The sequence below is a fragment of the Micromonospora sp. NPDC050397 genome (assembly GCF_044901685.1).
GTDB lineage: Bacteria > Actinomycetota > Actinomycetes > Mycobacteriales > Micromonosporaceae > Micromonospora_G.
Window position 1 is genome coordinate 1,384,079 of sequence record NZ_JBJDPS010000001.1, and the last position, 12,745, is coordinate 1,396,823.

The following is a 12,745-nucleotide window of genomic DNA, read 5'->3' on the forward strand; positions in this document are numbered from 1 at the left end:
TAGGTGCGGTCTCAGCGCACCCGGGCCGCGCCGCCCGCGTCGACCCGGGCGGTGATGTCCAGGTGGCGCGGGCGCAGGCCGGAGGTGGTGGCGAACCGGTCCACCGCCGCGTGCACGTACTCTCGTAGCGCGCCGAGCGGGGCCTGCGGGGCGACGTAGAGCTTGATCCTGACCTCCGGGCTGGGCGGGTCACCGGTCAGCCACACCGAGGCCCGGCGGATCCGCGGGTCACGGGTGAGGTCGCGTTCCAACCCGTCCGCCAGGGACGAACCCTGCACGACGGTGATCCCCGGCCCGGTGCCCTCGTGCTCGGCCCGGTGGTCCCCGGCGACCGCCCGTACGTCGTACTCGTCCATCTCCGGCCTGCCGGCCGGGCGTAGCTGCCGGCGCAGCAGCGACCAGCCGGCCCAGGCCAGCAGGAGGCCCAGGGCGATGGTGACGATCGGTCCCCACGGGGAGATGTCCCGGTAGAGGCCCCGGAACGCGGTCCAGATCAGCGGCGCCCGTTTGTCGATTCCCGGCAGGTGCCCGAGGTTCGCCACCGCCGAGGCCGCCCCGAGGGCGGTCAGCAGCAGGCCGATCACGGTCCAGAGGACCCGGTTGCCGGCGTGGCTCATGTGGCCCTCCCCGAGCGGGCGAGTCGGATGTCGAGCCGGTCGACCCGAGGGGCGGCGAGCCGGTCGAGTTCCTGCCGGACCGCGTTCTCGACCTGCGGGCGGGCCGACGGGTCGCCGTTGGCCCGGATCCGCGACGACCAGGAGTTGCCGCGCCGACGTACCCGGGCCCGCGCGTCCCGTACGCCGGGAACCCGGTCGGCCGCGCTGGCCAGTCGCTTCTCGACCGAGCGGCGGTGCAGGTGCCAACCGTCGGCGAGCGGCACCGCGAGCCGTTGCGGGGTCCACGGGCGCAGTTGGGTGAGCAGGATCAGCAGGCCGACCACGCCGACCGCGATCGCGACCGCGAAGACCACCGGGTCGTCGACGGTGGTGCCGGTCAGCGCGTCGAACCAGGCCGCCCGGTCGATCAGCAGCGACGGCAGGTCCAGCGCGACCGCCGCCGCCTCGGCGGCCAGCAGCAGCCCGCCGCCGATCAGGATGATGGCCAGCAGCAGTGACGCCAGCCGGTTGACCACCCGCATCAGCTCACCTCCCGGATGGCGCGGTCAGCGCCGCCAGGTCGACGTCGTCGACCACGACCTCCACCGGGCGCCCGGCCCCGGCTCGCTCCAGTACGTCCCGTACGGCCGTGTGGATCCGTTCCGCCAACGGCATCATCGGCACGGCGTCGACCCGTACGTGCACCTCGACCAGATCGTCACCGAGCCGGACCCCGGGGATCTTGCCGCCCGCGTACAGGGTGGCGATCTCCACCGGGCCACCGGTCGCCAGCCCCGCCACCCCGTCGACGGCGAGTACGGCGTCGCGGATGGCCGTGGCCAGGGCGACCCGGTCGGTTCCCGGACCGGCGGCGGTCGCCGGGTGCCGCGCGGTCCGCGCCTGCCCCTCGCCTCGTGGCTGCCCCTTGCCCCGTGCCTGCTGCTCGGCCGGCGCCTGCTGCTGCTCGGCCGGCGGCTGCTGCTCGCTCGGTGGCTGCTGCGCGGTCCGCGCCTTCTGGGCGGTCATTGCGCCCGCGAGCCCGAGCCGTTGCCGCCGGCCCCGCCGCCGCTGGAGTCACCGTCGACGAAGACGTCGTCGACGTTGATGTTCACCTCGATCACGTTGAGTCCGGTCATCGCCTGGACCCGGTCGATCACGTTGCGTCGTACCGCGTCGGAGACGTCGACGATGCTCTGGCCGTACCAGGTGACGATGTCCAGGTCGACCGCGGCCTCCCGCTCGCCGACCTCCACCGACACGCCCTGGGTCGACGCCTCGGAGCCACCCGGGACGAGATTGCGTAGCTGGCCGACCCGCCGGGCCATGCCCGAGCCCATCGAGTGCACCCCGGGAATCTCCCGGGCGGCGAACCCGGAGATCTTCGCGACCACACCCTCGGCGATCCGGGTCTTGCCCGAGTCGGTCGTCAGCTGGGCCCGCGCCGGTTGCCCGCCGCCGGACTGCAGCAACTGGGCCGGGGACTTGATCTTGTCTCGGCCGTCGGTCCGGGTGTCGGTGTCAGCCATACCTGCCGCCTCCTGAACTCGTTCCTGGTCCGCTGCTGCCACCCGCGTGGTACGGCGGTGGCGCGGATGATCGAACCCGCCGGGCGTTGTCCGTGCTCCTACCGCCGGTCAAGGGTCACGAGGTGGGCGATCGACGGCGGTTCGCGTTGGCCCGATCGGTCAGACCGGCGATCGAGAGGTCACCGTCGAGCACCCGTACCGCGATCCAGCCCACCAGCCCGGCGAGGACCGCGCCCGCCGCCGCGCCGAAACCGGCGACGGCCCACACCGCCGCGATGAGAAAGCCGATCACGAAACCGAACTGCTGGCGGGACATGGTTACCTCCCCGATGACGACGGACGCGCGATTCGCCCGTTGCATACACCCCAGGCGCGGATACGAACCCGGTCGCCCGTCACAATTACGTGAGCCAGGTCACATCGCGGGGCGGGTTTAACGGTCATCGCCCCGCCCCGGCCGCATGCCGCCGGGCCTCCCTGCGCCCGGCGAGGATGTCGACCACGGCGGCGGCGAGCGCGATCAGGACGAAGCCGAGCGTGATGAGCAGCGCGTCCCGGAACGCCCTCGACCACCCGCCGTGGGTGGCGGCGAGCGCGGAGAAGAAGACCGTACCGACACCGGCGATTCCGGCCGCCGAACCGATCCGCTGTCCGGTCTGCAACATGCCCGCCGCCGACCCGCCCCGCTCGACCGGCACCTCGGCGAGGGTCAGTGTCTGGTTCGGTGTGATCACCAGGCCGCTGCCGACACCGGCGAGGAGGATCGGGATCGCGGTCGCGTACGGGGCGCCCCGACCGGGCACGAAGTGCAGGGCGACCATGATGCCGACCACCCCGATCGCGACCAGGACCAGCCCGATCGCGACCAGCGGCCGACCGTACCGGTTGACCAGCCGGCCGCCGAGGATCGCCGAGAGCGCGGAGCCGAGGGCGAACGGGGTCACCGAGATGCCGGCGGCGAGCGCGCTGTAGCGCAGCCCGTTCTGCAGGAACAGGGTGAAGACGAAGAACAGCGCGGTGAAGCCGGCGAAGAAGAGCAGCGCGAGCAGGCAGCCGAGGGTGTACGACCGGTGCCGGAACAGGGCGAGGTCGAACAGCGGCTCGCCGCGTCGCCGGTAGCGCCGTTCCCAGTGCACGAACCCGGCCAGCACCAGCCCGGCCGCCGGCACCAGCAGCCACTTCAGCCAGCCCTGCCACTGCCGCTCTTCGATCAGCGGCAGCAGCAACAGGGTGACCCCGATCCCGAGCAGCAGCACCGCGACCGGGTCGAGGCTCTGGCGTGGGCCGGGTCGGTGCGCGGGCAGCACCCGCCAGCCGAAGACGATCGCCGCGATCCCCACCGGTACGTTGACGAAGAAGACCAGCCGCCAGCCCTCGTGCGTACCGATCAGCGCGATCAGCAGCCCACCCAGCAGTGGCCCGACCGCGGTCGAGATGCCGATGACCGAACCGAGCAGCCCGAACGGGCGCCCCCGCTCCGGCCCCTGGAACATCTGCTCGATCATGCCGACGACCTGCGGGTTGACGATCCCGGCGGCGGCCCCCTGGATCAGCCGGGCGATGATCAGCCACTCCGGTGAGGTGGCCAGCCCGGCGGCGGCGCTGGCGAGGGTGAACAGCGCGAGTCCGGCGATGAAGACGTTGCGCCGGCCCCGGATGTCGCCGAACCGGCCGGCGGCCACGAGCACCAGGCCGAAGGTCAACGCGTAGCCGGAGAGCACCCACTGCAACTCGCTCGGTGACGCCTTCAGTGCCCGTTGGATCGAGGGCACCGCGACGTTCACGATGCTCACGTCGAGCAGGGTCATGAAGGCCGCGATGAGACCTACCGCGAGTGCCAGGTTGCGCTGGCGGTCCCCGGTACGCCCGCCGCTACGCGGCCTGATGCGCGCACCACCGGGGACCGAAGTCCAGACCGGCCAGCGGGGAGTCCTCCCGGTGCAGCAGGTTCTTCACCGACAGGTCGTGCAACGGTGCGGTCAGCTGCTCCTCGGGCAGCCCCGACTCGTCGGCGATCGCGGACGGGTTCGGCACCTGCCCCTTCGCCTCGAGCGCGGTCACCGCGGCGTACACGCGTTCCTCAAGGTCCGATAGCTGCACTTGGCGCATGGAAAGCTCCTCCGCTCGACCACACTGTCGGGCACCTCACGACCGGGCGGATACCCCGCTCCCTGCCGATGATTCCCGACCGGCGGGGCGTACATGAGAGGTTTGCCGTCCTTGCCTGACGCGCGAGATCCCGGGCTCGCTCCCAGGCGCCGCGACGCCCGCGCGACCCGACAACGACGGACCGGAGCCCCGGCGTTCGCCGGGGCTCCGGTGCTGGAGGTACGCGGGACCGCCGGTGTTACACGGCCAGGGTCCAACTGTTGAGGTAACCGGTGTCGAGGCTGGCCGCGTCCTGCACCCGCAGCTTCCAGGTGCCGTTGGCCGGCTCGCTGGAGAGGTTGACGGTGAAGGTCTGGTTGATGTTGTCGGCGCTGCCGCCGGCCCGGTTGTGCAGCACGTAGGCGCTGCCGTCCGGGGCGACCAGGGAGACGACCAGGTCACCCTTGTACGTGTGCACGATGTCCACCGCGACGGTGGCGTTGGTCCGGCCGTTACGGGCGCAGCCGGAGATGGTGATCGAGCTTTCCACCGTGCTGTTGTCCGGGACCGTCAGGTCGTTGCCGTTGGTCTGGGTGCAACCCGGCGGCCCGTTCACCGTCAGCGTGTACGTGGTCGCCTGGGTGGTGACCGGTCCGGTGCCGGTGATGGCGATCGGGTAGGTGCCCGACGGGGTGCTGGCGGTGGTGGCGACGGTCAGGCCGGCCGAGCCGCCCGAGGTGACCGAGGCCGGGCTGAAGCTCGCGGTCGCCCCGGCGGGGAGACCGGTCGCGCTCAGCGCCACCGTCTGCGGGGCGCCGACGGTGGTGGTGGTGCTGACCGTGGCGGTCGCCGACTGGCCCGGGTTGACCGTGCCGGCGGCGGGGGAGACCGCGATCGAGAAGTCCTGGGTCGGCGGGACCACGTTGCCCATGTAGAGCAGCTTGTTCGGCGACCCGGTGCCCGGGTTGCCGACCACGCCGTTGGTGGCGTCGTTGACCAGCTTGTCGCGCACCTGCTGCGGTGTGTAGGTGGGGCTGGCCGACAGCACCAGGGCGGCGGCGCCGACCACGTGCGGGGTCGCCATCGAGGTGCCGCTGATGGTGTTGGTCGCGGTGTTGCTGGTGAACCAGGCCGAGGTGATGCCGCTGCCCGGGGCGAAGATGTCCAGGCAGGTGCCGATGTTGGAGTAGGTCGCCCGGGCGTCGTTGGACTCGGTGGCGCCGACCGTGATCCCGTTCGGGGTGCTGGCGGGGGAGACGTTGCAGGCGTTGGAGCTGTACTCGTTGCCGGCCGCGAGTCCGTAGACCACCCCGTCGGCGATGGACCGGGTGACGGCGTCGTTGACGCCCTGGTCGAGCGGTCCGCCGAGGCTCATGTTGGCGACCGCGCGCTCACCCGGGTCGTGGTCGCCGGTCACCCAGTCGATTCCGGCGATGACACCGGCGTACGAGCCGCTGCCGGCGTTGTTGAGCACCCGTACGCCGACCAGGGTGACGCCCTTGGCCACGCCGTACGCGGTGCCGCCGACGGTGCCGGCGACGTGCGTGCCGTGTCCGTTGCCGTCGTCGGCGCTGCCGCCGTCGACCGCGTCGAAGCCGGTGACCGCGCGCCCGCCGAAGTCACTGTGGGCGAACCGGATGCCGGTGTCGATGATGTACGCCCGGACACCGGCGCCGTTGTTCGGGTAGGTGTAGGAGTTGTTCAGCGGCAGGTTGCGCTGGTCGATCCGGTCCAGTCCCCAGGAGGGGGTCGGGGTCTGGGTGGCGGCGAGGCTCACCGTGTGGTTCTGCTGGACGTACTTCACCGACGGGTCGGCGGCGAGCCGCTTGGCCGCCGCCTCGGACAGCCGGACCTCGAAACCGCGCAGCGCGTGCTGGTACGTCCTGGCGACGCTGCCGCCGTGCCGCTTGGCCAGGCTCGCCGCGCTGTCGGAGACCTTGGTCTGCGCCACCGAGGCGTCCTTGAACACCACCACGTACGAGCCGGCGACCGCCGTCGCCCCGCCGGCCCGGAGGATCTGTCCCTCGGCGGGTGCGGCGGCGACGGGGTTGGCGAACGCGACCGCGGCCGTCGCCACGGCGGTGACGGCTGCTCCGATGCGCCAGCGGCGCCCGGGTGACCCTGAGTGTGTCATCCCTCGTGCTCCCCTTCGGATGTTCGACCGGTGGGTTCGTGGTCCGCCGATCGATGGTTCCCGGTAACTGATTGGAGGAAATGCTATGGGCAACACATTGAAATGTGGAGATATTTGATTTGCCCGTCCGCTCACGTATTCTGTGCTGTTCCGGTGTGGACGATCACTAACCGGCTCGAAAGCATCCCGAGGCCAGGGCGGCTCCCGATGTCGACGGGACGAACCTGAGTGGACTCCGGAAATTGTTCATGTTCCTAGGTCGGTAAATGCATTCAGCGGCACAACGGACGCAGGACCTGAAACGTACACCGGTCGAAACAAAGTCCACCGGCAATCACGCCGTAACAAATTCGTGCGTCAGATACCCGACGGCGGGCCGGGGTGGCGGCGGCCCCGAACGTCACGGTCAGCACGAGCGTCTTCAACGCGCCGTGTTCCTCTAGGCTGCTCCCGTGACCGCATGTGACGTCGCCGTCGTCGGCGCCGGGCCGGCCGGGCTCTCCGCCGCCTACGCCGCCGCCCGGGCCGGAGCCCGTACCCTCGTGCTGGAACGGGCCGAACATCCCCGCTACAAGACCTGCGGCGGCGGCCTGATCGGCACCTCGCTGACCGCCCTCGGCGGCCGGATCGAGGTGCCCGCCGACGACCGGGTCCGGACCGTCACCTTCACCCACGACGGTCGGCGCGAGTTCAGCCGCGACCACGACTCACCACTGGTGCTGATGGTGCGCCGCCCCGAGTTCGACCACCGGCTGCGCCAGTCCGCCGTCGACGCGGGCGCCGAGATCCGCGAGCGGGTCACCGTACGCGCCATCGAGCAGGACCCGGACCGGGTACGCCTCCGACTCGCCGACGGGACCGAGGTGAGCGCCGGTGTTGTCGTCGGCGCCGACGGCTCGTCCGGCATCACCGCCCGCCACGTCGGCGTCGAGTACGACCAGGTCGACCTCGGACTGGAACTCGAACTCCCGATCCCGTCCACCCTGCGCGAGCACTGGCAGGGCCGGCTACTGCTCGACTGGGGCCCGATCCCCGGCTCGTACGCCTGGGTCTTCCCGAAGGGCGACGTGCTGACCGTGGGGGTCATCGCCGAGCGTGGCCAGCCCGAGGCCACCCGGCGTTACCTGCGCGACTTCGTCGACCGGCTCGGCCTCGCCGGAATCGAACCGATCCACGACTCGGGCCACCTGACCCGCTGCCGCACCGACCGGTCGCCACTGCGCCGCGACCGGGTGCTGGTCGCCGGTGACGCGGGCGGGCTGCTGGAGCCGTGGACCCGGGAGGGGATCAGCTTCGCGCTGCGCTCCGGCGCGCTCGCCGGCACCGCCGCCGCCAGCGGAGACCTCGACGGTTACGTCCGGGCCGTTCACGAACAACTCGGCCCGCCGATGGCCGCCGGACGGCGACTGCTCGGCGCGTTCACCCGGCACCCCGGCTTCTTCCACGCGATGGTCGCCACCCCGCCCGGGTGGCGGTTGTTCGCCCGCTTCTGCCAGGGCGAGTCGTCCTTCCAACGCACCCTGACCCGCAGACCGGTCCGCGCGGCGCTCGCCCTGCTCGGGTCCTGACCGGCGTCGCGTCCGGGCCGCTCGCGTCGTCGATCCGACCGGATTCACACCCGCTCGTGCCAGCGCGAACGCTGGTCGTCCCGCACCGGCATGGTGGAGGATTGGCGGTGGAGAGGGAGGCCGCCGTGGCGACAGAGGAAGACCCGGGCAAGCGGTTCACCGACGAGGAGCTGGCGTTCCTGCGGCACGCCCGGTTCGGCCAGTTGCCCGAGCGGGTGCGGCCGGAGGACCACGTACAACTCGTCGAGACCGACCACCGCCCGGACCGCCCGGAGTCGACCGGCGGCGAGGACGAGTGGATGCTCCGCTCGTCCGCCGGCTGACCACGCCTGCACCGGGCCCCCGGGTCAGTCGCCGGACAGGAAACCGCCGAGCACCGCACGCCACCGGTCCGGGCTGTCCAGGTGTACGTCGTGCCCGGCACCCGGCACCTCCACCGCGCTGACCATCGGGTGCCGCCGCATCCGCGCGTACTCCGCCACGTCCATGAAGCCCCGCTCCGCCCGGACCACCAGCGTCCGGCAACTCACCCGGTCGAACTCGTCCCACCGGGGACCGATCGCGGCGGCGATCGTGGCGACCATGACGTCCCGGTCGAAGGCCGGATACCAACCGTCGGCCCGTCGGCGCAGCCCGCCGGCCCAGGCCGGGCCGACCAGCCCACCGCCGAGATGATCGGCGGCGACCGCCAGGTCCGGAAACGGCACCGGCCAACCGGCCAGCCACTGCTCGATGCGACCCGGTGTGCCGTCGTCCGGCCCGTCCGGTCCGGCCTCGACCAACACCAACCGGGTCACCAGGTCAGGGTGGCGGGCGGCGGTCAGCAACGCGGTGTGGCCGCCGAGCGACTGGCCGATCACGACCGCCGGCCCGATCTCCGTCAGGGCCGCCACCGCGTCCGACACGTGCGCGGCCCGGGAGACGTCGCCGGGGCGACGCTCGCTCTCCCCGTGCCCGCGCGGGTCGAGGGCGTGGACGTGGTGCGTCCCGGTCAGCCAGGCGGCGGTCGCCGACCACTCACCGGCGTGACCACACAGGCCGGGCAGGAGCAGGACCGCCGGACCGGTGCCGCCGAAGTCGTGCAGCGCCAGCCGCGTGCCGTCCGCACCCCGAAGACCAACCACGGGTACGCACCCTAGCGCCGGCCGGCTCGACCGTCGATGGTGTCTCCCGTCCGCCCGGACCGGAGACACCATCAACCGGCGGTACGCCGGAACACCCGAGCCCGGTCAGGCCGGGAACACCGGCACACCCTCGCGTACGAGACGCCAGTTCGGCACGAAGAAGTCGGCCGGGTCGATCGTGCCCTTCTGCTGCGCCCAGTCGATCAGGAGCTGGCGGATCTCCTGCTGCTGGTTGTACACCTGGGTCTTCACGATGCCGGGGAAGTTACCGCCGCCACTGCGCCGGTAGTTGTTCACCGCGATCACGAACTGGTCGCCGTCGGCGACCGGGGTCTGCGTACCCGGGTGGACCAGGCGGGTGATGCGCGCGCCGATCGGGCGGCTGATGTCGATGTCGTAGTCGACGCCGGAGATCGTGTCGTAGTTGTAGTCCGGCACCGACGGGTCGTTGATCGTCGCCGGGTCCACCGGCGCGCCCGGACCGAGGGTGCGGAAGTACCGGGCCGAGTACTCCAGGTACGCCCGCACCTCGGCACCACTGATCACCACCGCTTCGAGGGTGTTGTCGTAGATGTAGAGCCCCGCCACATCCTTGATCTTCACCTCGCCGGCCGGGAAGACCGCGGTACGGCTGAACGGGGCGGCGATCGACAGCACCGGCAGGCTCGCGTACGTCGTGCCCGCCAGAGCGGCGCTCACCACGTCGGTCTGCACCTTGTTGATGTAGTCGAGGATCGGGGTGTCCCGGTAACGGGACTCCGTCGCCGGCAACTCGACCGCGGAGGTGGCCACCACCTGGTTGACGTACGCGACCGTCTTGTTGTGCTGGGCCCGTACGGCCGCCAGGACCTTGGGGTCCTCGGCCACCGTGTTGGTGTTCAGCATGGTCGCGTGCTTGCTGGTGATCTTCCAGCAGTTGCGCTCCCGGGTCAGCGTGAAGTCCATCCGGGTGAGCCGCTGGCCCCACCGCGACGGTTCCGAGGTCAGCACCCGTACACCCGTGGCGGTGTTGGTGACGAACCGCTCCACCACCTCGTTGTGCGCGTGTCCGAAGAGGATCGCGTCGATGCCGGGAACCTGCTGCGCGATCAACGCCACCGGGTTCTCGTTCGGCAGCTCCGGGCCGTAGCTGGACGTACCGTTGTCACCACCGTGCGCCGAGATCAGCACGATGTCGGCGCCCCGCTGACGCATCACCGGCACCCACTTCGCGGCGGTCGCGATCATGTCCTCGAACCGCAGCTTGCCCTCGACGTTGCCCTTGTCCCAGATCGCCACACCCGGGTTGGTCAGGCCGAGAATGCCGACCCGCAGCGTCGGCGCACCCGCACCGAGATCCACCTTCTTGATGACGTACGGCGTGTACGCCGGCTTCCCGGTACGCGCGTTGACCGCGTTGGCGGCGAGCGCCGGGAAACCGAGCTGCCGGATCCAGAGGTCGAGCAGGGGCAGGCCGTAGTTGAACTCGTGGTTGCCCAGCGTCACCGCGTCGTAGTCGAGCACGTTCATCGCCCGCGCCATTGGGTGCTTCTCACCGGTCGAGGTGATCGGCTCCTGCTTGGCGTAGTACGTCGCCAGCGAGGTCCCCTGGATCGTGTCCCCGGCGTCGAGCACGAGGGTCGCCTTGCCCCGGCGCTCCCGGCGGATCTGGTTGACCAGCGTGGTCAGCTTCGCCACGCCGATATCGTTGTGGGCGCTGTCGTCGTACTCGGCGTCCTTGTAGTAGTCCCAGTTGTAGACGTTACCGTGAGTGTCCGAAGTGCCCAGGACGGTGAGATCCCAGCTCTTCGGCTTCGCGGGCCGGTGCGCCTGCGCCGGGGCGGCGGCGACCAGCGGCGCCGCTGCGGCAGCGGTCGCTGCGGCAACCAGGAGCTGGCGGCGGGACGGGCCGGAAGGAGAGGTCATTACGCGCCTTTCCATGACGGTGGGTGTGCGCCTCGTGGGCGTCGTCGGCACGATAACCACCCGTGGGGACCGGCGCCAGCCTGGGGCGGGAGTCGACACCTGCCGGCCACACGCCGCATACCCGGCCGAAACCGAGCGAGCGCGTTCCTGCTCCGGCGCCGGTGCGAATTGACATCGAGACCTACCTTGTCGATCGTGCTGGACGCCATCGCGTTGACCCTCGTCGTCGCCCTGGCGGCGGCCATCGCGTTCGGCGACCCGATCCGGCTGCGACGACCGCGCCGTCCCGCCACCTGGTCCCGAGCGGCCCGCCGCTGGTGGCCCTACCCGCTGCTCCTGTTCTGGACCGTCGACGCCATCGCACACCGGCACCTCGGTCAACGAACCGTGCTCGCCGCACTCGGACTGCTCGGCGTCGCGACCGCCGTCTCTCTGGTACGCGGCACCCGTCAGCGTCCGGCAGCCGGATCGTCCGTCCGGGAGGTGGAACCAGCCGTGCCGTACCCCATCGTCACGGGATCGGCCGAAGGCGGCACGACCGTGCCCGTGGTCATGCCGTGGCTGGGCGACGGCGTCACCACCGCCACCGTGACGGCCGTCCTGAAGCTGCCGGGTCAGTCCGTACGTGCCGGCGAGGCGGTCTGCGAGGTGTCGACCGACAAGGTCGACACCGAAGTCCCGTCGGAGGTTTCGGGCGTTGTCGCCGCTGTTCTCGTCCGGCCGCCGAGCCGTCTGGCGGTGGGGGAGCCGATCCTGACCGTCGCGCCCCACCCGACATCCTGACCGGTGTCCGAACGCCTCGCCCGTTTGCGAGGTTTTTGGGCTTGATCAACATGGGTTGGGGTCATGATCGGCGGAATGTTGGCTGGCCGGGGGTCGTTATACATCGCGTACGACCGGAGCAGCGCCGAGGCAGTTTCCCCCGCCTCATAGAGCCTGTGGCCTCGTACTTTTTCCCGGGTTGTAGTGCCCACCCCCTTTGGGCGCTCCTCGGAACCCCCGAATGGAAGGTGAACCATCGTGAAGACGACCATGACCCGATGGCTCCCGGCTGTCGCGGAGACCTCGTTCGTTCGTAAGACCGCCCTGGGTGTTGCCGGCCTCGCCTTTGTCGGCGGCGCCGTCGCCGGACCGGCGTCGCATGCGTTCGCGTCCCCGGCGGAGCAGACCGCCCCGGCGATGACCACCGTCGCCGCCGTGAGCGCCGACAGCAAGCCGGCCATGGACAAGCTCTCCCCGCACGGCACGCAGGGTGCCCAGTCGCACATCACCCTGAGTAAGGATCAGCTTGCCAACGCCAAGGCCATCACGGACACGGCGAAGAAGCTGGGCATGGGTGAGCGTGGCGCCGTCATCGCGGTCGCCACCTCGATGCAGGAGTCGAAGTTGGAGAACCTGGGTCACCTCGGTGACATGAACGACCACGACTCGCTGGGTCTGTTCCAGCAGCGCCCCAGCTCCGGTTGGGGTAGCCCCGAGCAGATCACCGACCCGGTGTATGCCTCGACGGCGTTCCTGAAGGGTCTGAAGCAGGTTGACGGTTGGCAGGACATGCCGCTGACCGATGCGGCGCAGAAGGTTCAGGTGTCGGCGTTCCCGGATGCGTACGCGCAGTGGGAGGACCAGGCCGCGCACATCGTGCAGGACGTCTGGACCAAGTAAGCAACACCGCGACACCAGGAAACGATTCGGCGTTGGCCGGGTCCCCACGACGGGGACCCGGCCAACGCCTCTTTGTGGTCCTTGTGGGGAATCAAACGGATCCTGTCAACCTTCGGACATCGCTGGTGTCCATTCAGGGGAC

The 12,745-nt window shown here is 70.8% G+C and carries 14 protein-coding genes; 4 read left to right on the forward strand and 10 right to left on the reverse strand.

Annotated elements, in window-relative coordinates; translation table 11 throughout:
• Window positions 1-11 precede the first annotated feature (11 nt).
• The 8 genes from ACI2K4_RS05545 to ACI2K4_RS05580 all read right to left on the reverse strand — a co-directional run bounded on the left by ACI2K4_RS05545 (window position 12) and on the right by ACI2K4_RS05580 (window position 6,344).
• A complete protein-coding gene (locus tag ACI2K4_RS05545; RefSeq protein ID WP_404509009.1) occupies window positions 12-617 on the reverse strand; it encodes a hypothetical protein in 606 nt (201 codons plus the stop codon).
• On the reverse strand, window positions 614-1,138 hold the full coding sequence (locus ACI2K4_RS05550) for a DUF6286 domain-containing protein (RefSeq protein ID WP_404509011.1): 525 nt from the start codon (window positions 1,136-1,138) through the stop codon (window positions 614-616). Before ACI2K4_RS05550 ends, ACI2K4_RS05545 begins: the two co-directional genes overlap by 4 nt.
• A 4-nt stretch (window positions 1,139-1,142) precedes the next feature.
• Window positions 1,143-1,622: a hypothetical protein gene (locus ACI2K4_RS05555; RefSeq protein WP_404509013.1), complete on the reverse strand. Its 480-nt coding sequence runs from the start codon at window positions 1,620-1,622 to the stop codon at window positions 1,143-1,145.
• Window positions 1,619-2,122: an Asp23/Gls24 family envelope stress response protein gene (locus ACI2K4_RS05560; RefSeq protein ID WP_404509014.1), complete on the reverse strand. Its 504-nt coding sequence runs from the start codon at window positions 2,120-2,122 to the stop codon at window positions 1,619-1,621. Before ACI2K4_RS05560 ends, ACI2K4_RS05555 begins: the two co-directional genes overlap by 4 nt.
• Before the next feature lie 115 nt (window positions 2,123-2,237).
• Window positions 2,238-2,438 (reverse strand): hypothetical protein, encoded by a 201-nt coding sequence (locus tag ACI2K4_RS05565; RefSeq protein WP_404509015.1) that lies wholly within the window; start codon window positions 2,436-2,438, stop codon window positions 2,238-2,240.
• A 124-nt stretch (window positions 2,439-2,562) separates the two neighbouring features.
• Window positions 2,563-4,008 (reverse strand): MFS transporter, encoded by a 1,446-nt coding sequence (locus ACI2K4_RS05570; protein ID WP_404509205.1) that lies wholly within the window; start codon window positions 4,006-4,008, stop codon window positions 2,563-2,565.
• Window positions 3,995-4,231, reverse strand: a complete 237-nt coding sequence (locus ACI2K4_RS05575) for a hypothetical protein (RefSeq protein ID WP_404509016.1) — start codon at window positions 4,229-4,231, stop codon at window positions 3,995-3,997. Before ACI2K4_RS05575 ends, ACI2K4_RS05570 begins: the two co-directional genes overlap by 14 nt.
• A 238-nt stretch (window positions 4,232-4,469) precedes the next feature.
• Complete coding sequence (locus ACI2K4_RS05580; protein ID WP_404509018.1) at window positions 4,470-6,344, reverse strand: S8 family peptidase; 1,875 nt, start codon at window positions 6,342-6,344, stop codon at window positions 4,470-4,472.
• Between the two features lie 452 nt (window positions 6,345-6,796).
• Between ACI2K4_RS05580 and ACI2K4_RS05585 the strand changes: the two genes are divergently transcribed.
• Complete coding sequence (locus ACI2K4_RS05585; RefSeq protein ID WP_404509019.1) at window positions 6,797-7,912, forward strand: geranylgeranyl reductase family protein; 1,116 nt, start codon at window positions 6,797-6,799, stop codon at window positions 7,910-7,912.
• Between the two features lie 125 nt (window positions 7,913-8,037).
• Window positions 8,038-8,235 (forward strand): hypothetical protein, encoded by a 198-nt coding sequence (locus ACI2K4_RS05590; protein ID WP_404509021.1) that lies wholly within the window; start codon window positions 8,038-8,040, stop codon window positions 8,233-8,235.
• Window positions 8,236-8,259: 24 nt separating this feature from the next.
• Here ACI2K4_RS05590 and ACI2K4_RS05595 read toward each other — a convergent pair whose 3' ends face one another.
• Window positions 8,260-9,036 carry an alpha/beta fold hydrolase gene (locus ACI2K4_RS05595; protein ID WP_404509022.1) on the reverse strand — a complete coding sequence of 259 codons (777 nt, stop codon included), beginning with the start codon at window positions 9,034-9,036 and terminating at the stop codon, window positions 8,260-8,262.
• Window positions 9,037-9,141: 105 nt separating this feature from the next.
• Window positions 9,142-10,941 carry a bifunctional metallophosphatase/5'-nucleotidase gene (locus ACI2K4_RS05600; RefSeq protein WP_404509023.1) on the reverse strand — a complete coding sequence of 600 codons (1,800 nt, stop codon included), beginning with the start codon at window positions 10,939-10,941 and terminating at the stop codon, window positions 9,142-9,144.
• Window positions 10,942-11,136: 195 nt separating this feature from the next.
• Here ACI2K4_RS05600 and ACI2K4_RS05605 point away from each other — a divergent pair, with 195 nt between their 5' ends.
• Window positions 11,137-11,724: a biotin/lipoyl-containing protein gene (locus tag ACI2K4_RS05605; protein ID WP_404509024.1), complete on the forward strand. Its 588-nt coding sequence runs from the start codon at window positions 11,137-11,139 to the stop codon at window positions 11,722-11,724.
• A gap of 249 nt (window positions 11,725-11,973) precedes the next feature.
• A complete protein-coding gene (locus ACI2K4_RS05610) occupies window positions 11,974-12,603 on the forward strand; it encodes a hypothetical protein (RefSeq protein WP_404509206.1) in 630 nt (209 codons plus the stop codon).
• Window positions 12,604-12,745 lie beyond the last annotated feature (142 nt).

Bases quoted from the DNA above. Each gene is read 5' to 3' on its own strand.
- ACI2K4_RS05545 (WP_404509009.1), bottom strand. From the start codon at position 617: ATGAGCCACGCCGGCAACCGGGTCCTCTGGACCGTGATCGGCCTGCTG.
- ACI2K4_RS05575 (WP_404509016.1), bottom strand. From the start codon at position 4,231: ATGCGCCAAGTGCAGCTATCGGACCTTGAGGAACGCGTGTACGCCGCG.
- ACI2K4_RS05565 (WP_404509015.1), bottom strand. From the start codon at position 2,438: ATGTCCCGCCAGCAGTTCGGTTTCGTGATCGGCTTTCTCATCGCGGCG.
- ACI2K4_RS05580 (WP_404509018.1), bottom strand. From the start codon at position 6,344: ATGACACACTCAGGGTCACCCGGGCGCCGCTGGCGCATCGGAGCAGCC.
- ACI2K4_RS05555 (WP_404509013.1), bottom strand. From the start codon at position 1,622: ATGACCGCCCAGAAGGCGCGGACCGCGCAGCAGCCACCGAGCGAGCAG.
- ACI2K4_RS05610 (WP_404509206.1), top strand. From the start codon at position 11,974: ATGACCCGATGGCTCCCGGCTGTCGCGGAGACCTCGTTCGTTCGTAAG.
- ACI2K4_RS05600 (WP_404509023.1), bottom strand. From the start codon at position 10,941: ATGACCTCTCCTTCCGGCCCGTCCCGCCGCCAGCTCCTGGTTGCCGCA.
- ACI2K4_RS05560 (WP_404509014.1), bottom strand. From the start codon at position 2,122: ATGGCTGACACCGACACCCGGACCGACGGCCGAGACAAGATCAAGTCC.
- ACI2K4_RS05550 (WP_404509011.1), bottom strand. From the start codon at position 1,138: ATGCGGGTGGTCAACCGGCTGGCGTCACTGCTGCTGGCCATCATCCTG.